The sequence below is a fragment of the Photorhabdus namnaonensis genome (assembly GCF_001684335.1).
GTDB lineage: Bacteria > Pseudomonadota > Gammaproteobacteria > Enterobacterales > Enterobacteriaceae > Photorhabdus > Photorhabdus namnaonensis.
In genome coordinates this window covers 426,008-450,367 of sequence record NZ_LOIC01000018.1, presented here as the reverse complement: position 1 = coordinate 450,367, position 24,360 = coordinate 426,008, and the positions used below count along the sequence as shown (strand labels likewise).

Genomic DNA, 24,360 nt, shown 5'->3' with positions numbered 1-24,360 from the left:
AGTTGACCGAGCACTATGATTTTTTTGAGGTAAAAAGATGCAAGTTTCTGTTGAAACCACTCAAGGCCTTGGGCGTCGTGTGACAATCACCGTTCCTGTTGCCGATGTTGAGAAAGCAGTTAGTAGTGAGTTGGTCAATGTAGCGAAAAAAGTTCGTATCGATGGTTTCCGTAAAGGCAAAGTGCCTATGAACATTGTTAAACAACGTTACGGCGCTTCTGTTATTCAGGACGTTCTGAGTGATCTGATGCAACGTAACTTTATTAATGCAATCATCGAACAAAAAATTAATCCAGCGGGTGCGCCAAGTTATGCACCAGAGCAATTCAAAAATGGTGAAGATTTCACTTACTCTGTAGAGTTTGAAGTTTATCCAGAAGTTGAATTGAAAGATCTGGAAGCCATTGAAGTTGAAAAACCTGTTGTTGAAGTAAAAGACGAAGATGTTGATGCAATGCTGGAAACATTGCGTAAGCAGCAGGCTAATTGGAAAGAAACCGAAGAAGCTGTTGGCGCAGAAGATCGTGTTACTGTTGACTTCAATGGCTCTGTTGATGGTGAAGAGTTTGAAGGTGGTAAGGCATCTGATTTTGTTCTGGCTATGGGGCAGGGCCGCATGATCCCAGGTTTTGAAGAGGGCATTGTTGGTCATAAAGCTGGGGAAGAATTTACCATTGATGTCAATTTCCCAGAAGATTATCATGCTGAAAATCTGAAAGGTAAAGCTGCTAAGTTTGCGATCACATTGAAAAAAGTGGAACAGCGTGAACTGCCGGAGTTGAATGAAGAATTCATCAAGCGTTTCGGTATTGCTGATGGCACCGTTGATGGTCTGCGTGCAGAAGTACGTAAAAATATGGAACGTGAACTGAAAAATGCGGTCCGTAACCGTATTAAATCTCAGGTTATCGATGGTTTGGTTAAGGCTAACGAAATCGATGTTCCGGCCGCTGTTGTTGATAGCGAAATTGATGTTCTGCGCCGCCAATCGGCTCAGCGTTTTGGCGGTAATGAAAAGCAAGCTCTGGAACTGCCTCGTGAACTGTTTGAAGAACAAGCTAAACGTCGCGTTGTTGTTGGCCTGCTGTTAGGTGAAGTTATCAGCAGTAATGAGCTGAAAGCTGATGAAGAGCGTGTTAAAGCATTAATCGAGGAAATGGCTTCTGCCTATGAAGATCCTCAAGAAGTGATCGAATTCTATGGTAAAAACCAAGAATTGATGAACAATGTTCGTAATATTGCTTTGGAAGAACAAGCTGTTGAAGTTCTTCTGGGTAAAGCAAAAGTTTCTGAAAAAGAAACCACTTTCAATGAGTTAATGAATCAGAATCAAATGGCATAAGTTTTAATTTTGTCATGAGATGATGAATTTGTTGTCTTATTGAAATGAACCCGCAGATAAATCTGCGGGTTTTTTTATAAGTAAGAGACAAGATTTTTCTTGAAAAAAGTGGGTTTAACCCCAGATCCTTTTTAATATTATGTATATGATTGCAAAATTTTTCAGGGGTAATTCCCCCTTGATTGGTTAACTTTGAATCATGGTCATCATCGCTTATCTCAAGTAGAATTGGTTATGAATGGCACCAACATGAATTCTATTAGGAGACGAAAATGTCATATAGCGACAAGCGGGATCAATATGCGCCTCACATGGCTCTGGTGCCGATGGTAGTTGAACAGACTGCGCGTGGGGAACGTTCGTACGATATCTATTCGCGCTTATTAAAAGAACGTATTATTTTTCTGACCGGTCAGGTTGAAGATCATATGGCAAACCTGGTTGTAGCTCAGATGCTGTTTCTTGAGGCGGAGAATCCGGAAAAAGATATTTTCTTATATATCAATTCGCCAGGTGGTGTGATCACTGCGGGAATGTCCATCTATGATACGATGCAGTTTATTAAACCGGATATCAGTACTATTTGTATGGGGCAGGCATGTTCAATGGGAGCATTCTTGTTGACTGCTGGGGCAAAGGGAAAACGTATCTGTTTGCCAAATTCCCGGGTTATGATCCATCAGCCATTAGGCGGTTTCCAGGGACAAGCTACAGATATTGAAATTCACGCTCAGGAAATATTGAAAGTAAAATCGCGTATGAATGAGTTAATGGCAAAACATACGGGAAGACCTATTGAAGAGATCGCGAAAGATACAGAACGTGATCGTTTCTTGTCGGCAGATGAAGCCGTAGAGTATGGATTGGTTGATAAGATTTTCACCCATCGCGATTAATTTATTATTCCCGGAAGCTATAATATAAACATTCGGCTTACCATTTGGTAAAGCTATGACGTTTGGGGTAATAGCAGAAGTTTCCTGCTTTGCCAGATAAATCTGGGGGAGCAGTTGATAAAGTGAGGTTGTGACTGATGACAGATAAGCGCAAAGACGGTTCAGGAAAGCTGCTGTATTGCTCTTTCTGCGGGAAAAGCCAACATGAAGTGCGAAAATTGATTGCTGGCCCGTCAGTATATATTTGCGATGAGTGTGTGGATTTATGTAACGACATTATTCGCGAAGAAATTAAAGAGCTTGTACCACATCGTGAGCGTAGTGCATTACCAACGCCTCATGAAATCCGTCAGCATTTGGATGATTATGTTATCGGCCAGGAAACGGCGAAAAAAGTGTTGGCGGTTGCTGTTTATAACCATTACAAACGGTTACGTAATGGCGATATCAGTAACGGTGTTGAATTAGGTAAAAGTAATATTCTGCTTATTGGGCCGACAGGGAGTGGTAAAACCCTATTGGCTGAAACATTGGCTCGTTATCTTGACGTTCCTTTTACCATGGCCGATGCGACTACGCTGACCGAAGCGGGATATGTGGGAGAAGACGTAGAAAACATTATTCAGAAATTACTGCAAAAATGTGACTACGATGTACAAAAAGCTCAACGCGGTATTGTTTACATTGATGAAATTGACAAAATTTCACGTAAATCTGATAACCCGTCAATTACTCGGGATGTTTCAGGTGAAGGTGTACAGCAAGCGTTGCTGAAACTGATTGAAGGTACAATCGCGGCAGTTCCTCCTCAGGGGGGGCGTAAACATCCACAACAGGAGTTTTTACAGGTAGATACCTCCAAAATCCTATTTATTTGTGGTGGTGCGTTTGCAGGTCTGGATAAAGTCATTGGCCAGCGTTTAAATACCAGTACGGGTATTGGATTTGGTGCGAAAGTCAAAGGTGAGTCAGAAAAAGCGACTGAAGGCGAATTGCTTGCACTGGCTGAGCCGGAAGATCTCATTAAGTTTGGGCTTATCCCTGAATTTATTGGGCGGTTACCTGTTGTTGCCACGCTCAGTGAATTGAGTGAGGAAGCGTTGATTCAGATTTTGAAAGAACCTAAAAATGCGTTGACCAAGCAGTATCAAGCACTGTTTAACCTTGAAGGCGTTGATCTGGAATTCAGAAGTGAAGCCCTGATTGCTATTGCTAAGAGAGCAATGGTTCGTAAGACGGGGGCCCGCGGCCTACGCTCTATTGTTGAAGGCGCATTGTTGGACACTATGTATGATCTACCATCAATGGAAAACGTTGGAAAAGTTGTTGTAGATGAATCTGTTATCAATGGTCAATCTGCACCTTTGCTGATTTACAGCAAACCGGATGCCCAGGTTTCTGGTGAATAATTGAGTCTAGGACAGGGAATTCACTAAACGAGATATTATTGAATAAAATGAGGGGATTACCCTCATTTTGTTTTTATTAAAGTGCCATGCCATTGAATGTCAAATTCCTGTCCCCATATATTTTATATTCTATGGAGTGAAACTCGTGAGAACCGTGTTTCACGAGATTCCTAAAAACTGGCGAAAGCTAAACGAAGAGAGAGCTCTATGAATCTTGAGCGTTCCGAACGCATAGAAATCCCTGTATTGCCTCTGCGTGATGTGGTGGTTTACCCGCATATGGTGATCCCATTGTTTGTAGGGCGTGAGAAGTCTATTCACTGCCTGGAAGCAGCAATGGATCATGACAAACAGATCATGTTGGTTGCGCAAAAAGAAGCTTCAACTGATGAGCCAGGGGTTAATGACCTTTTCTCCGTTGGTACCGTAGCTTCTATTTTACAGATGTTAAAATTGCCTGACGGCACAGTAAAAGTGCTTGTCGAAGGGTTGAAACGTGCCCGCATTACGACTCTGGCTGATAATGGCGAACATTTTTCTGCTCATGCTGAGTATCTTGACTCGCCGCTCGTTGATGAGCGTGAGCAAGAAGTTATGATCAGGACAGCTATTAATCAGTTCGAAGGCTACATTAAATTAAATAAAAAAATTCCGCCAGAGGTTCTGACCTCGTTACACAGTGTCGAAGATGCCGCTAAATTAGCTGATACAATTGCTGCGCATATGCCATTGAAGCTTAGTGATAAACAGACTGTTTTGGAAATGTCTGATGTCGTTGAGCGTCTTGAATATCTGATGGCAATGATGGAGTCAGAAATTGATTTGTTACAGGTAGAAAAACGCATTCGTAACCGCGTGAAGAAACAAATGGAAAAAAGCCAGCGCGAGTACTACCTGAATGAACAGATGAAAGCGATTCAGAAAGAATTGGGTGAAATGGATGATGCGCCTGATGAGTATGAAACCCTAAAGCGTAAAATTGAAGCAGCAAAAATGCCCAAAGAGGCTCGTGAAAAAGCCGAAGCTGAATTGCAAAAACTGAAGATGATGTCTCCTATGTCGGCGGAAGCGACGGTTGTCCGTAGTTACATCGATTGGATGGTGCAGGTTCCGTGGGTTGCTCGCAGTAAAGTCAAAAAAGATTTGGTTAAAGCTCAGGAAACTTTGGATACCGACCATTACGGCTTGGAGCGTGTGAAAGAGCGTATCCTTGAGTACCTGGCAGTCCAAAGCCGAATTAGTAAAATTAAAGGGCCGATTTTATGTTTGGTTGGGCCTCCTGGGGTAGGTAAAACCTCTTTAGGTCAGTCCATTGCACGAGCGACCGGGCGGAAATATGTGCGTATGGCATTGGGGGGGGTTCGTGATGAGGCTGAAATCCGTGGTCATCGCCGAACTTATATTGGCTCTATGCCGGGCAAATTGATCCAAAAAATGTCCAAAGTTGGAGTGAAGAACCCTCTGTTTCTGCTGGATGAGATTGATAAGATGTCATCCGATATGCGTGGTGATCCAGCTTCTGCCTTGCTGGAAGTTTTGGACCCGGAACAGAACGTGGCATTTAACGACCATTATCTGGAGGTCGATTATGATCTGTCAGATGTCATGTTTGTTGCAACATCCAACTCTATGAATATTCCGGCGCCATTGTTGGATCGTATGGAGATTATTCGTCTTTCCGGTTATACCGAAGATGAAAAATTGAATATTGCCAAACGTCATTTGCTGCCTAAGCAGATTGAACGTAATGCCCTGAAAAAAAGCGAATTAACTGTTGATGACAGTGCTATTATTGGGATTATCCGTTATTACACTCGTGAAGCAGGAGTGCGTAGTTTAGAGCGAGAAATTTCTAAGCTGTGCCGTAAGACGGTAAAAGCATTGTTAATGGATAAAAATTTAAAACATATTGAAATCAATTCAGATAACTTAAAAGAGTATCTGGGTGTTCAACGTGTGGATTATGGCCGTGCAGATACGGAAAACCGTATTGGTCAGGTCACAGGACTTGCATGGACTGAAGTTGGTGGTGATTTACTAACCATTGAAACCGCGTGTGTTCCAGGGAAAGGTAAACTAACCTATACTGGCTCACTCGGTGAGGTTATGCAGGAATCCATTCAAGCAGCATTAACCGTTGTTCGTGCTCGTGCTGATAAATTGGGTATCAACGCTGATTTTTATGAGAAACGGGATATTCACGTCCACGTTCCGGAAGGGGCAACGCCGAAAGATGGCCCAAGTGCGGGTATCGCCATGTGTACAGCATTGGTCTCCTGTCTGACCGGTAATCCAGTTCGAGCTGATGTTGCTATGACCGGGGAAATCACATTGCGTGGTTTAGTTCTGCCAATCGGTGGCTTGAAAGAGAAACTACTGGCTGCTCATCGAGGCGGAATCAAAACAGTTTTAATTCCGGAAGAGAATAAACGTGATCTGGAAGAAATTCCCCAAAATATTATTGCAGATCTACAGATCCATCCAGTAAAACGTATTGAAGATGTTTTGGCTATTACATTGCAGGATCCTGTGTTTGGCGCAGAATTAGTGTCAGTTCAATAGTGCAAAAATAGTGGGCTATCTTAATAATTATGGATGAAATATAGGCTGGTAAGCGAATTCAGGCTTGCCAGCCTTTTTATATTGCTAACTTGGATGAACTGTCTAATAAATATTTTGTTGTCTTATGATTTCTTGCCAATATCGGAAAGGATTGATATAACGGCACTGCTATCGGGTTATCCGTTAGGATTCTGATGCGATAGTAAAAACTATATGGGGATGATAAGAGTGAATAAATCACAACTGATCGACAAGATTGCTGCTGACTCTAATATTTCTAAAGCAGCCGCAGGGCGTGTAGTAGATGCATTTATTTCTTCTGTAACGGGTGCATTGAAGGATGGCGATGATGTTGCTCTGGTGGGATTCGGTACTTTTGCTGTTCGTGAACGTTCCGCACGTACAGGTCGTAACCCTCAAACAGGAAAAGAGCTCAAAATTGCTGCGGCTAAAGTACCTGCTTTCCGTCCAGGTAAAGGTTTGAAAGACGCTGTTAATGGGTGACATGAACCAAATATTGTTTATCAGTCCTTGTTATACCCTATGGATTTCAAGATGCATTGCGGCGGCAAGGGAGCGAATCCCCGAGAGCATAGATAACTATGTGACCGGGGTGAGAGAGTGCAGCCAACAAAGAGGCAACTTGAAAGATAACGGGTATATATTGGCAAACATAGACTGACGAGACAGATTTGGTAAGTTAAAATAGAAGCGCATCAATTGATTGGTGCGCTTTTTTTCTCTTAGCGCTTGAATTAGCGTAATATGGCGTTTTCAATTTCACCAAAGCGGAGTTTTGCCTCTTTATGATGGACAACCTACGCACGGCGGCAAACAGTCCTGTGCTTAAAATCGTGCTGGCTCTCATTATCCTGTCTTTTGTTTTGACGGGGGTTGGGGGCTACCTGACAAGTGGAGCTGGTAGTTATGCTGCCGAAGTGAATGGCCAAGCTATCAGTCGTGCTCAATTGGAGGGTGCGTTTCAGCAAGAGAGAAACGCATTGCAAGAGCAATTGGGAGATAAATTCTCAGTGTTGGCAAGTGACGAACAAAGCATGAAGCAGATTCGTAATCAGGCTTTGGAGCGTCTAATTAATAATGTATTGATTGAGCAATATTCCCGTGCATTGGGTTTATCTGCCAGCGATGAGCAAGTTAAGGATTCTATCCGAAATATCTCTTACTTTCAGACAAATGGTAAATTTGATAACAACAAATATCTGGAGTTGCTTGAGCGTCCCAATATGAGTCCAGATATTTTTGCTGAACAAACACGCCAAAATCTAGTTAATCAACAATTAATTATGGCTTTTTCTGGTAGTGAAATAGCATTGCCTAGTGAGGTAAAACTCAGCGCTGAATTACTTCTGCAACAGAGAACTGCCCGTATGGCTACACTGGAGCTGAAGAAAATTCAGGCGCAGCAGGAAGTAACAGATAAAGACTTACAAGATTACTATAATCTGAACAAAAGCAGCTTTATTGCTCCAGAAGAAGTGAAAGTTAGCTATATCAAGATGGACGCTGTAGATGAAATGAATAAAGTTTCAGCTACATCTGCTGATGTTGATGCTTACTACGAACATAATTTGAAACTTTATACCCAACCAGAGCAGAAAAAATACAGTCTGATTCAGCTTGCAACTGAAGCTGAAGCCAAAACAGTGCTTGATGAGTTAAATAAAGGTGCTGATTTTGGTAAATTAGCGACTAAAAAATCTACGGATAAGTTTTCAGCGAAAAATAGTGGTGAGATCGGTTGGATGGAAGAGGATGCTCTTCCTGAAGAGTTGAAACAAGCTAATTTGAAAGAGAAAGGCCAAATTTCTTCTGTGCTTAGGGTTTCTAATAGCTTCGCTATTTTCCATTTGGATGATGTTGAGCCTCAAGTAATTAAGCCTTTATCTGAAGTTCGCTCTGAAATTGAGAAAACGGTTAAGCAGGAAAAAGCAGTAGATGCTTTCTATGCTCTGCAACAGAAGGTCAGTGATGCTGCTACTAGCGATAATGAATCTCTAGCTGCGGCTGAGGAAGTTTCAGGTATTAAGGTTGTGACGACTGATTGGTTTGATCGCAATAGTGTGCCGTCAGAGATTAATTTTGGGGCCGTCATTCATGCCATTTTTGAAGGTAATCTTGTTGATGGACAGGGGCCAACAGGGACTAACTCTGATGTTATCTCCGTTGAAGGCGATCGTGCATTTGTTCTCCGTGTAGATAATTATAAGCCAGAAACGGTACAACCCTTCGAGAAAGTTAAAGAGCAAGTTGCTGAATTGGTTAAACGTCAGAAAGCTGAAAAACAACTTCAAGTCGAAAGTGAGAAATTACTGGCTGCCTTAAAAGAAGGTAAAGGTGAGCAAGCCTTGAAAGGTGCAGGTATTCAATTTGGTGAATCTCAGGTTATTCAGCGTACATCTCAGGATAATGTGTTAGTTGGCGCAGTATTTGCTTTACCACGGCCGAAAGAAGGTAAGGCAGAATATGGTTTGACGAAAAATAGTTTGGATGACGTTGTGCTGATCCAACTAGATAAAGTTACTCCAGGTGTTGTATCCGAAGAACAAATTAGAAGCATGATTGATAGCTATCAGAGTGAAATGGGTAACGCTATGCTGGAGTCTTTACTGGTTAGCTTGCGTGAAAAAGCCAAAATTAAGTTAGGTCATATCGAATAAAAATTTGCGGAGAGTATCGCAAATATCTTTGTAATTATCTTGTCAATAAAGGCCGCTTTCGCGGCCTTTCGCATATCTGATCTTTGTCCATTGTACTCAAATTTATCTGTGGCAATCTTTTTTCCGCTCATAAAACATGGAGGAATTAATATGAAAAAATCGGGAATTTTATCTGTTTTGCTCGCTGGCTTGCTTTATGCGTGTGGAGGGCAATTTGCGATTGCCACTGAACAAGTAAAAGATAAAGTAGCTAAAACGGCCAATACTACCAGTAATTCTTCATCAGAAAAGCAATTACAGCAGCAGGATGCTTTGAAAGTAGAAGAAAAGGGAAAGGTGAATATTAATACTGCAAGTGCGGAAGAATTAGCAAGAGTACTAAATGGTATTGGGGTAAAAAAAGCACAAGGAATTGTTGAATATCGAGAAAAACATGGTGCGTTTACTACGGTGGAACAGTTACAGGAGGTTCAGGGAATAGGACCAGTTTTTATTGAACGAAATAGAAATAAGTTGAGTTACTAGTATATTATCTATCATCCTCATTCATGATTTTTCTTTATGGATGGGGATGTTGTGATCAAGGTTGCAAATAAATCACTTTAATTAGTGTGAATTTTTTGTTTTGCTATTGTGAAACCAATCTGGTCAGATGAGTGACTTTAACATAAGGCAATATTATGAGTTCGATTATAAAAGTTCATGGTTATCATATAGATTTGTTTCAGCATGTGAACAATGCTCGCTATTTGGAATTTTTGGAAAGTGCTCGGTGGGAATGGTTGCATAAGCATTCTGTAGTGGAATGGATACAGAAAAACAATGTTGGGTTTGCCGTGGTCAACATTAATATTAATTATCGCAGTTCAGCAGTTCTTGGCGATGAATTGGAAGTGGATTGCCGATTGACGGAGCTGAGAAACAGAAGTGGTGTATTTTCTCAGGAAATTATACGCAGAAGGAACAATCAACTCATTGCAGATGCTAAGACTACGTTTGTCTGGATTGATAGAAAAACTCAAAGGGCATTGTCTATTGAAGGTGAATTACGTGAAATAATGGGAGCGTTGGTGAAAACAGGGCAATGAAAGGGGAAGGCTCTCATTGCCATTGGGATTAAACTAAATGTGTTTTTGCTTTCATTTCAGTCATTATTTTTTCAGGCGCATTTAGATATTGTTCTAATCCGTTAGCTCTGAGATGACAAGCTGCACATTTACCACATCCATTACCTTGAATGCCGTTGTAGCAAGTTAGTGTCTGACTACGAACAAAGTCTAAATGCTGGTAGTAGTCGGACAATGCCCAAGTTTCAGCTTTGTTGAGCCACATCAATGGCGTTTCAAAACGGATATCACGGGCAATGCCAAGGCTTACAGCTTTATTCATTGCTTTGATAAATTCATCACGGCTATCAGGGTAACCGGAGAAATCAGTTTCACATACGCCAGTAATAACTGCTTCTGCTTCAACTTGGTAAGCATATATAGCAGCCAGTGTCAGGAACAAAATATTGCGGCCAGGGACAAATGTACTGGGTATAGCGCTTTTTTTACTTTCATTATAATCGGGAATAGGGATGTTATCGCGAGTCAGACTGCTGAGAGCCAGTTCACTAAGTAATGTGACATCCAGTACTTTATGAGCAACAACACCAAGAGAATGGTTGATATTACGTGCAACATCAATTTCGGCGCGATGGCGCTGACCATAATCAAAAGTGACACAATGTACTTCGTCATATTGATTAATTGCTTGAATTAGGCAGGTCGTGGAATCTTGTCCACCACTGAATACAACAACAGCTCGTCTCATTGTAACATCCTCATTAGAATAAAATGGTTATGTTACTTATAACTGCGGAAATTGGATAGTTGTTTGAGATAAGATGAGACATCGCCGATGTTATTTTTTACCCAATCTGGATTGTAATAGGTATCGAGATAACGTTCACCACTGTCGCACAGTAAAGTTACTATTGCACCTTGTTCTCCACGCTCATGCATTTGGTTAGCAAGCAGGAGAGCTCCCCAGACATTGGTCCCCGTAGATGCGCCAACTTTTCTGCCTAACAATTTTTCCAGCCAGTAAATTGTTGCAATGCTGGCGCAATCGGGTATTTGTATCATGTCATCAATAACCGAAGGAATAAAAGAAGGCTCAGCCCGAGGGCGGCCAATACCTTCAATCTTACTGCTATAATTGCCACGAATATCACAGCAATTTTGACGGTAATAGTCATAGAATATAGAGTTTTCTGGATCGACAACAATTAGTTTCGTGTTATGCCCTTGGTAACGGATATAGCGTCCTAACGTTGCAGAAGTTCCCCCAGTACCAGCGCTCATAACGATATAATCTGGTTCAGGAAATGGTTCCATTTGCATCTGGCGAAAAATACTTTCAGCAATATTGTTGTTACCTCGCCAGTCTGTTGCTCTTTCGGCGTAAGTAAATTGATCCATATAATGTCCATTTAGTTCTTTCGCTAGTCGTTCTGACTCGTCATAAATTTGTGCTGAATGGTTAACAAAATGGCATTTACCACCATAAAATTCAATTTCCTGAATCTTACGTTTAGCGGTGTATGAGGGCATAACAGCAATAAAAGGTAACCCAAGCAGACGGGCAAAATAGGCTTCGGATACAGCGGTACTACCCGATGAGGATTCAATAACTGGGGTACCTTCCTTTATCCAGCCATTACTAAGTGCGTAAAGGAATAAAGAACGAGCAAGCCTGTGTTTCAGACTACCAGTTGGATGGGTGCTTTCATCTTTTAGATACAAATGGATACCTGGGAAAACTGGTAAATTAAGGCGGATAAGATGAGTGTCAGAACTGCGTTGATGATCTGCTTGAATCTCTCTGATTGCCTTGGTGGTCCAACTGTGTGACATTAATTATTAACTCTATAATTTAAAAATAATTGACGGCGGATAGATTAACTTGATACTGGGAGAAATAGATTGTTATTTTTCTTAATATGTGGTTTCTTGATGGAAAAATTTTCTATAAGAGGTAGCTATGTTGGATAAAACAGACCGCAAGTTGCTTAAGTTACTACAGAAAGATTGTAGTCTGTCTCTGAATGCATTGGCGGAAGCTGTTAATCTTACCTCTACTCCTTGTTGGAAGCGACTAAGACGACTTGAAGATGAAGGCTATATCGTTGGCAAAGTTGCTTTGCTTGATAGCGAAAAATTAGGATTAGGGCTGACAGTGATTGTTATGATCAGAACTCAGCAGCATAATAGTGCTTGGTATGAGCAATTTGTCGCATTTATAAAACAAATGCCAGAAGTCTTGGCTTTTTATCGTATGGCTGGTGAGTGTGATTATCTGATGCATGTTGAAGTTGTAGATATGAAGAGTTATGATCTTTTTTACAAGCGTATGGTGAACGGTATACCGGGGTTGATTGATGTTACATCCAACTTTGCAATGGAAAAAATCAAGTATACTACGGTATTGCCAATACCAGATTAGTCCACTATTATTCAGAGAATTAATTCAATTATTTTGAGTTTGATTTAATTTTTTTATTATTTATTTATATTTAAGTTTATATTTAAATATAAATTTATATTTCGGGATATACACGTGTGATATTATTTTCTCAATTAAGTTGGTACTTTCGTAGTGAATGGCGTCGCTACCTTGGAGCAGTAAGCCTGCTTATTATCATTTCTATTCTGCTATTAGTTCCTCCATATTTGGTGGGTGTCATTGTTGATGGTGTTAGTGCTGGATCTATGTCATCTTACCAATTGATGATATGGATTGGTGTTATGTTGGTCGTAGCGTTGTTTGTCTATGTTCTACGATATATATGGCGATTATGGTTGTTTGGGGCGTCATATCAATTAGCGGTTAAGTTACGGAATAATTTTTACCGACAATTCAGTTGCCAAAACCCGGAATTTTATCTGCGTCACCGTACGGGCGATTTGATGGCTCGTGCCACCAATGATGTGGAACGGGTGGTGTTTGCCGCGGGGGAAGGCGTGTTAACGTTGGTTGATTCGCTAGTTATGGGCTGCGCTGTGTTGATTGTAATGAGTGTGCAAATTAGTTGGCAGTTAACGTTATTGGCTATGTTACCTATGCCTATTATGGCAATTATTATTAAACGATATGGTGATCAACTACATCATCGTTTTAAATCGGCACAAGGTGCATTTTCTGCTCTGAATAATCAAGCTCAGGAGAGTTTAACTAGTATTCGCATGATCAAGGCATTTGGTCTTGAAGATCTACAAGCAAATCAGTTTGAGCAAGTTGCAGTAGAGGCTAGCCATAAGAATATGTATGTTGCCAGAGTAGATGCCCGATTTGATCCGACAATTGTTATTGCAATCGGTATATCAGATTTGTTGGCTGTCGGGGGTGGTAGTTGGATGGTGTTGAATGGGGGATTAACTCTGGGTGAACTTACTAGCTTCGTAATGTACCTTGGTTTGATGATTTGGCCAATGTTGGCGCTAGCATGGATGTTTAATATTGTTGAACGGGGAGGTGCTGCATATAGCCGTATCCGTAGTTTATTACAAGAACCTCCTGTCATTAAAAATGGTCTCCGTCATTTATCACCTGAGCGCAGTATCCTGAATGTGGATATTAAATCTTTTAATTATCCTCAAAGTAATAAGAGTGTTCTGAATCAAATTAATTTCAGGTTATCTCCTGGGCAGTTACTGGGGATCTGTGGTCTAACAGGTTCAGGTAAGAGTACCCTGCTTGCTCTGATGCAGAGACAGTTTGATGTAACTGAGGGGGAAATTCTTTTCCAGTCGATAAAAATTGCAGATATCCAGTTGGATGAATGGCGGGCTCGTTTTGCCGTTGTCAATCAAACACCTTTTCTGTTTTCAGATACCGTAGCCAGTAATATTGCTTTGGGACATCCGGATGCTACACAGGAGCAAATTGAAGAAGTTGCTCGCCTGGCTTGTGTTCATGAAGATATTCTTCGTTTACCAGAAGGGTATCAAACGGAGGTAGGGGAACGTGGAGTGATGCTTTCTGGTGGGCAGAAGCAGCGTATCTCTATTGCGAGAGCATTACTCTTAGAAACAGAGATTTTGATTTTGGATGATGCCTTATCTGCGGTTGATGGGCAAACTGAATACAGTATTTTGCAAAACCTAAGACAATGGAGACAACAACGCACGGTTATTATTAGTGCCCATCGTCTGTCTGCATTAACTGATGCTGATAATATTCTGGTGATGCAGCAAGGTTCGATTATACAGCAGGGACAACATCAGCAACTGGTGGAGCAACCAGGATGGTATCGTGATATGTATCATTATCAACAAATTGAAGCAGCACTGGATAGTGAGGATGGAATCGTATGAAGGAGATAGAGATGACTAAGGTTCGTCAATTGTGGCCGTCTCTGAAACGTTTGCTGATTTATGGAAAAGATTATCGTAAGCTGTTAGTGCTGGCGGTGCTTATGTTGTGGGTGTCTGCAATTGCGGAGGTAAGTGGCCCAGTTCTAATTTGTTATTTTATCGATAATATGGTTGCAACAGGTAATATGCCCATTGGATTGGTCATTGGCTTGGCTGTATCCTTTATTGCTCTGCAACTTATCACTGCTGTATTACACTATTTCCAGGCTTTATTGTTCAATCAAATATCAGTTGATGTTGTTCGGCAACTTCGTACTGATGTAATGAATGCGGCATTGCGTCAGCCTTTGAGTGCTTTTGATAATCAACCAGTAGGACAATTAATTTCTCGTGTAACGAATGATACTGAGGTTATTCTAGATCTTTATGTCAATGTGATCCCTACGGTATTCCGTGGTATAGCATTGATTAGCGCTATGTTGATTGCCATGTTTGTACTGGAATGGCGTATGGCATTGATTGCAATTCTTATTTTTCCTATCGTATTAATTGTTATGGCGATATATCAGTATCTAAGTACACCAATTATCCGACAGGTGCGTAGTTATTTAGCTGACGTTAATGATAATTTTAACGAGATTATCAATGGAATGAGTGTTATCCAACAATTCCGGCAGCAGGCCCGTTTTGGTGAACGAATGCTGGCAACTAATCTTGCTCATTATCAAGCAAGAATGCAGGTACTACGGTTAGATGGGCTTTTATTACGACCATTACTGAATTTTGTGTCAGCTATGGTACTGTGTGGCCTTATCATGCTATTTGGTTTTAATGGAATCGGCGTAATTAGTGTTGGGGTGTTGTATGCCTTTATCGATTACTTGGCACGGTTGAATGAACCACTCATTGAGTTGACCTCCCAGCAATCTATCTTGCAGCAAGCTGTGGTTGCTGGTGAGAGAATATTTGAATTAATGGATAGTCCTCAACAAGGCTATGGCATGGATAATCAGCCACTATCCAGTGGTCGAATTGATATAGAAAATGTTAGCTTTTCTTATCGGGATGACAAAGTAGTTTTACAAGACATCAATTTACAAGTTCCGGCTCATGGTTTTGTTGCTTTGGTTGGTCATACCGGTAGTGGTAAAAGTACGTTGGCAAATTTACTGATGGGATATTATCCGTGGCAGAAAGGGGAAATTTACCTCGATGGTCGGCCTGTATCATCCCTGTCTCATTCGGTACTACGCAATGGTATAGCAATGGTTCAGCAGGACCCGGTCATTCTTGCTGATTCTTTCTTTGACAATATTACTCTTGGCCGAAATATTTCAGAAGAGAAAGTTTGGCAGGTATTGGAAACCGTGCAATTAGCTGAGTTAGTACGTACATTACCTAATGGACTTCATACTATTTTGGGAGAGCAGGGTAATACGTTGTCGGCTGGTCAAAAACAGTTGCTTGCTATGGCGAGAGTGTTAGTGCAAACGCCACAAATTTTGATCCTTGATGAAGCGACTGCAAACATTGATTCTAGTACAGAACAGATGGTACAACAGGCTTTGAGGTTGATTCGTCAGCAAACAACGTTGATCGTGATTGCTCACCGCCTGTCTACTATTGTGGAAGCTGATACCATTCTGGTGCTACATCGTGGTGCAGTTGTTGAACAGGGATGCCATCAACAATTATTGGCAAGGCGTGGACGTTACTATCAGATGTATCAGTTGCAACAAGTCGGTGAGACACTAAATGAATGTGGCACAGTCTCTGAGAAAGAGGTACTAATTTAATCAGGCTTGCACTGATTAGGTGCACTCCGGGAGAGTATATTCGCTACTCTCCCCCCTTCTTATTCTCCAGAATTTTTATTTTCTTTATTATTATTTGATTTCTATATTCTTTTAGTTTCTGGCACATACTTTGCTATTTCCTTATTGCAAACATAATAGCCGGATGGAAGGGGGATATATGAAGCTCATTACGACAATTATAAAACCATTCAAATTGGAGGATATTAGGGAGGTTCTCTCTGGTCTTGGTGTTCAGGGATTGACCATAACAGAGGTAAAAGGATTTGGGCGTCAGAAGGGACATGCGGAGCTTTACCGTGGAGCTGAATATAGTGTCAATTTTTTACCTAAAATAAAGATAGATATTGCTGTAGCAGATGAATCAGTTGAGGAGGTAATTCATGCTATTCAGCAATCAGCTTTCACTGGAAAAGTTGGCGACGGTAAAATCTTTGTCGTTGAATTACAGCAGGCTATTCGTATTAGAACAGGAGAGACTAACGATGCGGCACTGTAACTCACTGATAGAGGAGATAGATGTGAAAAGACAATTCTCAGTGGCCGCCGGTATTGTGGCCAGTTGTGTGCCATCATTATCTCAGGCTGCGGAAGGCGTTGTTGATAAAGCTGATAATGCTTTTATGATGATTTGTACAGTCCTTGTTCTGTTTATGACCATTCCGGGAATTGCTCTGTTTTATGGTGGATTGTTACGGAGTAAGAACGTCTTATCGCTACTGGCTCAGGTTATGGTGAGCTTTGCTTTAGTATGTGTGTTGTGGGTGATTTACGGTTACAGCCTGGCTTTTGAACCAGGGAATGGTTTTTTCGGTGGTTTTAGTCAAATGATGCTAAAGAATTTGGCATTCACTGACTTAAGTGGCAGTTTTTATCAGCTAATTCATGTGGCATTTCAGGGTTCTTTCGCTTGTATCACAGTTGCTTTGATTGTTGGTGCATTAGGGGAACGTATTCGCTTTTCGGCCTTGTTAATTTTTAGTGTGCTGTGGTTGACATTTTCTTACCTTCCTATGGCGCATATGGTTTGGGGCGGCGGTGTACTTTCACAGGATGGAGCATTGGATTTTGCGGGTGGTACGGTTGTCCATGTTAACGCTGCTGTAGCTGGATTGGTTGGTGCCTACTTGCTGGGAAAACGAACTGGTTTTGGGAAAGAAGCATTTAAACCGCATAATTTGCCGATGGTCTTCACTGGTACTTCTGTGCTCTATATTGGTTGGTTTGGTTTTAATGCGGGTTCTGCGAGTGCTGCTAATGAGATAGCTGCTCTGGCATTTTTAAATACTATTGTGGCGACTGCTGCTGCTATCCTGTCATGGGTTTTTGCAGAATGGTTTTTCCGTAATAAGCCGTCTCTTTTAGGAGCGTGTTCAGGCTGTATTGCTGGACTGGTTGGTATTACACCTGCTGCCGGAATGGTAGGTGTTGGTGGTGCATTAGTCATTGGTCTGATCGCGGGTTTTACCGGACTTTGGGGGGTGGTGGCTTTAAAACGATGGTTACGTGTTGACGATGTATGTGATGTATTTGGTATACACGGCGTATGCGGGATCGTAGGTTGCCTCCTGACTGGGATTTTTACGGCTAAATCTTTGGGAGGAACCGGGCATGCAGAGGGTATAACCATGTTGGAGCAAGTTGGTATTCAGGCGTTTAGTATACTGGTTTGTGTGGTTTGGTCAGTTATTGTTGCCTTTGTTGCTTTTAAAATAGCAGAGCTGTTGGTAGGGTTACGGGTTACAGTTGAAATTGAAAGGGAAGGGTTGGATATTAATTCTCACGGAGAGAGTGCTTATAATTAAGCTGTAATATTAAAAGGCAGCAATAAAACCATAAAATACAATGCTGGTTTCTTAATTTGCTGCCTTATTTATTTATCTGTTGCGTTTCCTAATCAGACCTTCTTGTACTGTGGAGGCAACAAGTACCCCTTCACGATTATAAATCTGTCCCCGAACAAAACCACGAGCACCAGAAGCTGATGGACTATCTATAGCATATAGTAGCCAGTCGTCTAGTTTAAACGGGCGGTGGAACCACATAGAGTGGTCAATTGTTGCTATCTGAATATTTTTCTCAAGAAACCCGAAGCCATGTGGCTGTAATGCTGTTGGCAGAAAGTTAAAATCGGAGGCATAACCAAGAAGATATTGATGAATAAAAGGGTCATCAGGCATATCGCCGTTACTGCGGAACCAAACATAGCGTACAGGTTCTTCTGGTGGACAATTAAATGGACTATGATATTTTACGGGTCTCATTTCTAGCGGGCAGGGAAAGAGAAGAATATTCTGCATCTTCTGTGGCAGTAGATGTGACATCTTTTTCACGATTTCGTTCTGAGGGATAAGCTCTTCTGGATAGGGTACATCCGGCATCATATTCTGATGTTCAAAACCTTCTTCATGACTTTGAAATGAGGCGGTCATATAAAAGATAGGTTTGCCATTCTGAATGGCACTGACTCGCCGGGCACTAAAACTTCCTCCATCACGTAGAATTTCAACATCATAAACGATAGGTTTGTGACTGTCTCCGGGGCGTAAGAAATAGCTATGAAAAGAGTTGCCCATCCGGTCATCGACAACGGTTTGTTTGGCTGCATACAGTGCCTGACCAATCACTTGCCCCCCGAAAACTTGGGGAAAACCGAGATCTTTACTTTCTCCTCGGTAAATACCTTCCTCAATTTTCTCCAATTTCATCAAATTTATCAGATTCTGTAATGACTTACTCATAATACGCCTTTGTTTTCTATTAGGTTATCGAGAGTACAAGGGATGATTATTGTCTCATTAATAGATGATTAATAAATAACTAAATTGTAAATGTTTTAAGTCCTGACAGTAGTGCAATAAAGAATATGAGATTTATTGGTGTCTAATATTCAATTTTTTAATCTATAATCCAGATGGTTTAGATTTAATGATTTGATATTTCAATTTATTTTAATTTTTATATATACCTTATGGATTTCAAGATGCATTGCGACGGCAAGGGAGCATGGGTAACTATGTGACCGGGGTGAGTGAACTCAGCCAACAAAGAGGCAACTTGAAAGATAACGGGTATAGATTAGCTAATAATGGAGGAATGTATATGAAGTTATGGCAGCTCCCCGCTGGTGTGCTACTAGCGGTTGCTTTGGTCGGGTGTAATGCCAAAGGTGCTGAGGTAGTAGATACTCAGGTGAAAAAGATTGAAAATCCAGTGAAACGGTCTTTTGTTGAAGGCAATATTAATATATTACAGCGTATAGCATTGCCAGCAGATGCTGTTCTGACGGTGACTTTATCTGATGTATCTTTGCTTGATGCACCTTCAGTTACTCTGTCTCAGAAGGTTGAACGTTTAGGAGGGAAACAATCGCCTTTCCATTTTGTTTTGCCTTATCAATCAGACAAAATTAACCCGGGTGCACGCATTGTTGTCAGTGCTTCTGTTTCGCTGCATAGTCGATTGATGTTTGTTACAGATACAGCGTATGAAGTGATTAATAATGGGAAGACTAAAAATATCGAAATTACGTTGAAAGCCGTTAGATAATACATTTCCTTAATTGTATTCACTTGTAATGTGCAATAAATCAGCATTCGGGCCTGCTTGTCTTGCTATTTGAGTAGGTATGAATGATAATGGCGCCGCTTTGAAGTTAAAGCAACACGTCACAATGGGGGCTCTGTTGGTTCTCCCGCAACGCTAACTTGTTAACTTGGTCAGGTCCGGAAGGAAGCAGCCATAGCAGGGGATGTGTGTGCCGGGATGTCGCTGGCAGAGCCCTCGCCAATTTTCATTGATAACCTAAATAAATAGATGATCTAAATAAGCCGATAGCACTTTACCGGCTCGGATCACTTTCTATCTGATAAAGACTATTTTAGCGAACGTATTTCCATACTGAAGGTGGAATTCTATCATACAGTTTATTCATGGTCAGCTCAGCTAGGCGGTGATCCGCAGCAGAGTAGAATAGTTCAAGTTCATCTCCTGAAAGTTCATATTTGTTCTTTTCAATCACACGTTCTAGTGTATCAATCGTGGTGCATTTTCTTAAACGCATCAGATAATCAGTTTTAGTCATAATCGCCTTTCTTATTTAACATATATAAAAAATTATTGAGGGAAATATTCAATCAAATTTTGCTCAAGGAACAACTTAAATCCTGTAACAGGACGCTGATTGAGTGTTCATTAGTTTTACCATTCCACAAGTCTGGAAACGCCAATCTTAATTTGTTTCCAAGAAATTTGTAAGTATATGTATTATCAATACATTTATCAATTCAAGAGAGAAGGTTGAAATCATCAGAATATTTTATTTTAAAGTACCAAACGAAAGTTGATATGTATTCGTTCTATTTGTTTAGCTCTAAATTATCCTGAGATGTAAAAATTATTTTCACAACCAGTCTCATCTCTGTATACTTTGCACTAGATGTGCCTCTTGCCTTAGATTCTCACATAAGCATTTTAATTCATCAATATTATGTCATCTTGAGTGAATATTCATCCATGCTATGTTGATCTTCCAGTATATGCCATTACTTAATTTTTTGAGTTAAACACTAAGCATATACACGTATTATAAAATTTTTTTCGAGAGATTATTATTATGTATCTATAATCGTTCTTTGGGATTATTTATCTTTTTTACAGATAGCTCTGATTTGCTTCTGGTAAATCAGGATCAGCTCTTAACAAAAATTCATACCTTAACTCAATAAACTATAAATATCGGCTAGTATGTGTGAGTTAATATGTAGGTTTATATAAAACAGTATTACTCTCAGATACCAGTAACGGCAGATTATAGCCTGATGGCTACAATAATCAATGAATATAACATCATTATTACATAAGTCACTATGTGCTGGTATTGTTTTTTGTCATTTAGTGTAAAAAAAGATAAAGTAATTTTTGTCCGACAACTTTCATATTAATTTTATTAAAGTCACTAATGCTTGGATTTTTAAAGCTATTTTATACTCATAAGTGGTGATCATAATTAAATTTAAACAAAATTACTTAAAGATTAAGCGGATAGGTTAGTGATCAGAATTTTGCCAGATGGAAGCAACTATTATATTAAGAAGGCCGATTTGACGGCCTTCTGGTTATTGTTGGTAGTATTAATGAGATTCTGACGCGGGTTCAATCTCCTCCGCTTTCTTACTGAAACGTCGTCTTATAACCACAAAGAATACTGGCACGAAAAAGATTGCTAGCGAGGTTGCTGCAATCATTCCGCCTAATACCCCAGTACCCACTGCGTTTTGAGAGCCAGAGCCTGCACCATTACTCAGTACTAGGGGAATAACACCTAACATAAATGCTAGTGATGTCATTAGGATTGGGCGAAGACGCATTCTTACCGCATCTAGCGTAGCTTCTATCAACCCCTTGCCTTCTTTTTCCATCAGATCCTTAGCGAATTCAACGATGAGTATTGCGTTTTTCGCCGACAAACCGATAGTGGTTAACAAGCCAACTTTAAAGTAAACATCGTTATCCAAACCGCGGAATGTTGTTGCTAACAAGGCCCCAACGATACCCAATGGTACTACTAGCATAACTGAGAATGGAATTGACCAGCTTTCATATAGTGCTGCCAGACAGAGGAATACCACTATCAATGATAATGCATACAGAGCTGGAGCCTGATTACCGGATAGGCGCTCTTGATAGGACATACCGGTCCAATCGAAACCGATCCCATTCGGTAGCTTGGATGCCAGCTCTTCCATCAGGGCCATTGCATCGCCGGTACTTTTACCTGGAGCTGCTTCACCCAGAATTTCCATTGATGGTAAACCGTTGTAACGTTCCAGACGTGGTGAGCCGTAGGTCCAAGGTTCTTTGGATGTATCTATAAAGGCAGAAAATGGAACCATTTCACCTTGTTTGTTACGGACATACAGCTTGTAGATATCACTTGGCAACATACGATAAGGTGCTTCCGACTGAACGTAAACTTTTTTGACGCGACCGCGATCGATAAAGTCGTTCACATAGTTACTACCAAACATCGTGCTGAGTGTTGAGTTAATATCAGCGATGGAAATACCGAGAGCTTCGGCTTTTTCCTGATCGATCCTGAGCCGATATTGAGGAGTATCTTCCTGACCATTAGGACGAACACCTACTAACATATCTGGATGTTGTTGTATCATGCCAAGTAATTGGTTACGGGCTTCTGTCAGTTTGTCATGTCCAAGGTTTGCTTTATCAATTAATTCAAAATCAAAGCCGGTCGCTGAACCTAACTCTACAATTGCCGGGATGTTGAACGCAAAAACCATACCTTCTTTGATTTTCTGGAAGTGAGCACTAGCCCTGGCAACAATAGCAGGTACTTTGTTTTCAGCGCCAGGACGTTCACTCCAGTCTTTCAGGCTTATAAAGCCTAACCCAGTGTTTTGCCCTTGACCACTAAAACCAAAGCCGCTGACGGTAAATACAGAAACCACACGATCTTTTTCTTCTGTATTGAAGTAATCGCTTATTTTATCCAGAACTTTCTCTGTTTGTTCCTGTGTCGCCCCCGCAGGTAATTGAACCATTGTCAGCAATACTCCCTGATCTTCTTCAGGAAGAAAGGAAGATGGTAAGCGTGTGAACATGACGGCCATACCAGCCACTAGGAATACATAAATTACCAGATAACGGCCTGTATTGCGTAGAATACGACCAATACTATCAGTATAGTGGTGGGTACTTTTGTCAAATATGCGGTTGAACCAGCCAAAGACGCCGGTCTGCTTACCGTGGCTACCTTTGGCAATGGGTTTCAACATAGTGGCACATAGAGCTGGTGTCAGGATTAAGGCTACCAGCACAGAGAGTACCATTGCAGATACGATAGTAATCGAGAATTGACGATAAATTGCACCGGTTGAACCGCCGAAGAAGGCCATTGGGATAAATACAGCAGACAGCACCATTGCAATACCAACTAAGGCGCTTTGGATTTGTCCCATTGATTTCCTGGTTGCTTCTTTTGGCGATAGACCTTCTTCCTGCATAACACGTTCAACGTTTTCTACAACAACAATGGCGTCATCTACCAGTAAGCCAATGGCAAGAACCATAGCAAACATGGTTAATGTATTTATTGAATAGCCAAATGTAGCGAGTATCGCAAATGTTCCTAAGAGTACGACTGGAACCGCAATGGTTGGAATGAGTGTTGCGCGGAAATTTTGGAGAAATAGGTACATTACCACGAACACTAGCATAATTGCTTCAACCAGTGTTTTTACCACTTCGTTAATAGAGATTTTAACGAATGGTGTGGTGTCATATGGATAGACAATTTTCAGCCCGTGAGGGAAGAAAGGTTCCATATTTTTTAGTGCTTCTTTTACTGCTTTGGATGTATCCAAAGCGTTAGCGCCTGTCGCTAGTTTGACACCGATACCCGCAGCAGGTTTACCGTTATAGCGGGCAATGATGTTGTAGCTTTCCGCACCTAGTTCCACGTTTGCTACGTCTTTCAGACGGACCTGAGAACCGTCAGTATTGACGCGCAGGAGGATATTACTGAACTCTTCCGGTGAGGTTAGACGTGTTTGAGCAATGATCGAAGCATTCAGGCGTTGACCTGGAACGGGAGGAGTTCCCCCTAATTGACCGGCGGCTATCTGGTTATTTTGCGCTTTAATTGCATTTATTACATCTAAAGTCGTCATTTTGTAGTTAACGAGCTTGTCGGGGTTTAACCAGATACGCATAGCATACTGGTTACCGAAAAGCATTGTATCACCTACACCGGTTACGCGACTTAAAGGGTCCTTGACAGTTGCACCAACATAGTCAGAGATATCGTCCTGTGACATGGAGCCATCTTCAGAGATGAATCCGGCAACCATCAGGAAAGAGGTTGTGGACTTATCTACACGTATCCCTTGCTGTTGCACTTCTTGTGGTAACAGAGGCATAGCGAGTTGCAGCTTGTTTTGCACCTGTACCTGTGCAATGTCGGGGTTAGTACCCGCTTCAAAGGTTAGTGTGATGTTCATGTTTCCAGCAGAATCACTGTCGGAAGACATATAAACCAGGTTGTCGATACCATTCATATTCTGTTCGATAACCTGAGTAACTGTGTTTTGTACAGTGGTGGCATCTGCGCCGGGATAAGTTGCGGCGATAGAAATCGCCGGTGGTGCGATAGTAGGGTATTGCGCCACGGGTAATTTCATAATTGCCAGCAGCCCAGCCAGCATGGTGATAATTGCGATTACCCATGCAAAGATTGGCCGATCTATAAAAAACTTAGGCATGAATCACCGACTCCTAA

At 41.2% G+C, this 24,360-nt stretch carries 19 protein-coding genes and 1 other RNA gene; 15 read left to right on the top strand and 5 right to left on the bottom strand.

Annotation, left to right across the window (positions count from 1 at the left end; genetic code table 11):
* Positions 1 to 37: 37 nt before the first annotated feature.
* The 8 genes from tig (at position 38) to Phpb_RS04285 (ending at position 9,975) form a co-directional block, all read left to right on the top strand.
* On the top strand, positions 38 to 1,342 hold the full coding sequence (gene tig, locus Phpb_RS04320) for a trigger factor (protein ID WP_065389311.1): 1,305 nt from the start codon (positions 38 to 40) through the stop codon (positions 1,340 to 1,342).
* A gap of 272 nt (positions 1,343 to 1,614) precedes the next feature.
* Positions 1,615 to 2,238, top strand: a complete 624-nt coding sequence (gene clpP / locus Phpb_RS04315; protein WP_065389310.1) for an ATP-dependent Clp endopeptidase proteolytic subunit ClpP — start codon at positions 1,615 to 1,617, stop codon at positions 2,236 to 2,238.
* Between the two features lie 137 nt (positions 2,239 to 2,375).
* The gene (clpX, locus tag Phpb_RS04310; RefSeq protein WP_065389309.1) at positions 2,376 to 3,647 is read left to right on the top strand and encodes an ATP-dependent protease ATP-binding subunit ClpX; all 1,272 of its coding nucleotides are present in this window, start codon (positions 2,376 to 2,378) and stop codon (positions 3,645 to 3,647) included.
* 207 nt (positions 3,648 to 3,854) lie between these two features.
* A complete protein-coding gene (gene lon, locus Phpb_RS04305; protein WP_036775120.1) occupies positions 3,855 to 6,209 on the top strand; it encodes an endopeptidase La in 2,355 nt (784 codons plus the stop codon).
* Between the two features lie 228 nt (positions 6,210 to 6,437).
* Positions 6,438 to 6,713: a nucleoid-associated protein HU-beta gene (gene hupB, locus Phpb_RS04300; RefSeq protein WP_011148005.1), complete on the top strand. Its 276-nt coding sequence runs from the start codon at positions 6,438 to 6,440 to the stop codon at positions 6,711 to 6,713.
* A gap of 302 nt (positions 6,714 to 7,015) precedes the next feature.
* Entirely contained in the window at positions 7,016 to 8,887 is a 1,872-nt protein-coding gene (gene ppiD, locus Phpb_RS04295; RefSeq protein WP_065389308.1) for a peptidylprolyl isomerase, read from the top strand.
* Positions 8,888 to 9,037: 150 nt separating this feature from the next.
* Positions 9,038 to 9,412: a ComEA family DNA-binding protein gene (locus tag Phpb_RS04290; protein WP_065389307.1), complete on the top strand. Its 375-nt coding sequence runs from the start codon at positions 9,038 to 9,040 to the stop codon at positions 9,410 to 9,412.
* Between the two features lie 155 nt (positions 9,413 to 9,567).
* Positions 9,568 to 9,975: an acyl-CoA thioesterase gene (locus tag Phpb_RS04285; RefSeq protein ID WP_046394481.1), complete on the top strand. Its 408-nt coding sequence runs from the start codon at positions 9,568 to 9,570 to the stop codon at positions 9,973 to 9,975.
* A 28-nt stretch (positions 9,976 to 10,003) separates the two neighbouring features.
* Here Phpb_RS04285 and queC read toward each other — a convergent pair whose 3' ends face one another.
* Positions 10,004 to 10,702, bottom strand: a complete 699-nt coding sequence (gene queC, locus Phpb_RS04280; RefSeq protein WP_065389306.1) for a 7-cyano-7-deazaguanine synthase QueC — start codon at positions 10,700 to 10,702, stop codon at positions 10,004 to 10,006.
* Positions 10,703 to 10,734: 32 nt separating this feature from the next.
* Positions 10,735 to 11,787, bottom strand: a complete 1,053-nt coding sequence (locus Phpb_RS04275) for a PLP-dependent cysteine synthase family protein (RefSeq protein WP_065389305.1) — start codon at positions 11,785 to 11,787, stop codon at positions 10,735 to 10,737.
* Between the two features lie 127 nt (positions 11,788 to 11,914).
* Between Phpb_RS04275 and Phpb_RS04270 the strand changes: the two genes are divergently transcribed.
* From Phpb_RS04270 to amtB, 5 genes are all read left to right on the top strand, one after another.
* Entirely contained in the window at positions 11,915 to 12,376 is a 462-nt protein-coding gene (locus tag Phpb_RS04270; RefSeq protein WP_065389304.1) for an Lrp/AsnC family transcriptional regulator, read from the top strand.
* A gap of 116 nt (positions 12,377 to 12,492) precedes the next feature.
* Positions 12,493 to 14,247, top strand: coding sequence for a SmdA family multidrug ABC transporter permease/ATP-binding protein (locus Phpb_RS04265; RefSeq protein WP_065389303.1), 1,755 nt, complete (start codon positions 12,493 to 12,495; stop codon positions 14,245 to 14,247).
* Positions 14,248 to 14,258: 11 nt separating this feature from the next.
* Complete coding sequence (locus tag Phpb_RS04260) at positions 14,259 to 16,043, top strand: SmdB family multidrug efflux ABC transporter permease/ATP-binding protein (protein ID WP_065389302.1); 1,785 nt, start codon at positions 14,259 to 14,261, stop codon at positions 16,041 to 16,043.
* A gap of 178 nt (positions 16,044 to 16,221) precedes the next feature.
* Entirely contained in the window at positions 16,222 to 16,560 is a 339-nt protein-coding gene (gene glnK, locus Phpb_RS04255; protein ID WP_065389301.1) for a P-II family nitrogen regulator, read from the top strand.
* Between the two features lie 22 nt (positions 16,561 to 16,582).
* Complete coding sequence (gene amtB / locus Phpb_RS04250; protein ID WP_065389366.1) at positions 16,583 to 17,866, top strand: ammonium transporter AmtB; 1,284 nt, start codon at positions 16,583 to 16,585, stop codon at positions 17,864 to 17,866.
* Between the two features lie 72 nt (positions 17,867 to 17,938).
* On the opposite strand, the gene tesB is transcribed toward amtB, so the two are convergent.
* Positions 17,939 to 18,802 carry an acyl-CoA thioesterase II gene (tesB, locus tag Phpb_RS04245; RefSeq protein ID WP_065389300.1) on the bottom strand — a complete coding sequence of 288 codons (864 nt, stop codon included), beginning with the start codon at positions 18,800 to 18,802 and terminating at the stop codon, positions 17,939 to 17,941.
* Between the two features lie 265 nt (positions 18,803 to 19,067).
* Between tesB and Phpb_RS04240 the strand changes: the two genes are divergently transcribed.
* Together Phpb_RS04240 and ffs are read left to right on the top strand one after the other, a co-directional pair.
* On the top strand, positions 19,068 to 19,610 hold the full coding sequence (locus Phpb_RS04240) for a YbaY family lipoprotein (RefSeq protein ID WP_240492394.1): 543 nt from the start codon (positions 19,068 to 19,070) through the stop codon (positions 19,608 to 19,610).
* 134 nt (positions 19,611 to 19,744) lie between these two features.
* Positions 19,745 to 19,841, top strand: an RNA gene (ffs, locus tag Phpb_RS04235) — signal recognition particle sRNA small type.
* 100 nt (positions 19,842 to 19,941) lie between these two features.
* On the opposite strand, the gene Phpb_RS04230 is transcribed toward ffs, so the two are convergent.
* Positions 19,942 to 20,145, bottom strand: coding sequence for an HHA domain-containing protein (locus tag Phpb_RS04230; RefSeq protein ID WP_011147992.1), 204 nt, complete (start codon positions 20,143 to 20,145; stop codon positions 19,942 to 19,944).
* 1,048 nt (positions 20,146 to 21,193) lie between these two features.
* Positions 21,194 to 24,343: an efflux RND transporter permease subunit gene (locus tag Phpb_RS04225; protein WP_065389299.1), complete on the bottom strand. Its 3,150-nt coding sequence runs from the start codon at positions 24,341 to 24,343 to the stop codon at positions 21,194 to 21,196.
* Between the last annotated feature and the right edge of the window lie 17 nt (positions 24,344 to 24,360).

Excerpts from the sequence above, each read along its gene's own strand:
- tig (WP_065389311.1), top strand. The coding sequence starts at position 38 with ATGCAAGTTTCTGTTGAAACCACTCAAGGCCTTGGGCGTCGTGTGACA.
- clpP (WP_065389310.1), top strand. The coding sequence starts at position 1,615 with ATGTCATATAGCGACAAGCGGGATCAATATGCGCCTCACATGGCTCTG.
- clpX (WP_065389309.1), top strand. The coding sequence starts at position 2,376 with ATGACAGATAAGCGCAAAGACGGTTCAGGAAAGCTGCTGTATTGCTCT.
- lon (WP_036775120.1), top strand. The coding sequence starts at position 3,855 with ATGAATCTTGAGCGTTCCGAACGCATAGAAATCCCTGTATTGCCTCTG.
- ppiD (WP_065389308.1), top strand. The coding sequence starts at position 7,016 with ATGATGGACAACCTACGCACGGCGGCAAACAGTCCTGTGCTTAAAATC.
- Phpb_RS04290 (WP_065389307.1), top strand. The coding sequence starts at position 9,038 with ATGAAAAAATCGGGAATTTTATCTGTTTTGCTCGCTGGCTTGCTTTAT.
- Phpb_RS04285 (WP_046394481.1), top strand. The coding sequence starts at position 9,568 with ATGAGTTCGATTATAAAAGTTCATGGTTATCATATAGATTTGTTTCAG.
- queC (WP_065389306.1), bottom strand. The coding sequence starts at position 10,702 with ATGAGACGAGCTGTTGTTGTATTCAGTGGTGGACAAGATTCCACGACC.
- Phpb_RS04275 (WP_065389305.1), bottom strand. The coding sequence starts at position 11,787 with ATGTCACACAGTTGGACCACCAAGGCAATCAGAGAGATTCAAGCAGAT.
- Phpb_RS04270 (WP_065389304.1), top strand. The coding sequence starts at position 11,915 with ATGTTGGATAAAACAGACCGCAAGTTGCTTAAGTTACTACAGAAAGAT.
- Phpb_RS04260 (WP_065389302.1), top strand. The coding sequence starts at position 14,259 with ATGACTAAGGTTCGTCAATTGTGGCCGTCTCTGAAACGTTTGCTGATT.
- glnK (WP_065389301.1), top strand. The coding sequence starts at position 16,222 with ATGAAGCTCATTACGACAATTATAAAACCATTCAAATTGGAGGATATT.
- tesB (WP_065389300.1), bottom strand. The coding sequence starts at position 18,802 with ATGAGTAAGTCATTACAGAATCTGATAAATTTGATGAAATTGGAGAAA.
- Phpb_RS04240 (WP_240492394.1), top strand. The coding sequence starts at position 19,068 with ATGGGTAACTATGTGACCGGGGTGAGTGAACTCAGCCAACAAAGAGGC.
- Phpb_RS04230 (WP_011147992.1), bottom strand. The coding sequence starts at position 20,145 with ATGACTAAAACTGATTATCTGATGCGTTTAAGAAAATGCACCACGATT.
- Phpb_RS04225 (WP_065389299.1), bottom strand. The coding sequence starts at position 24,343 with ATGCCTAAGTTTTTTATAGATCGGCCAATCTTTGCATGGGTAATCGCA.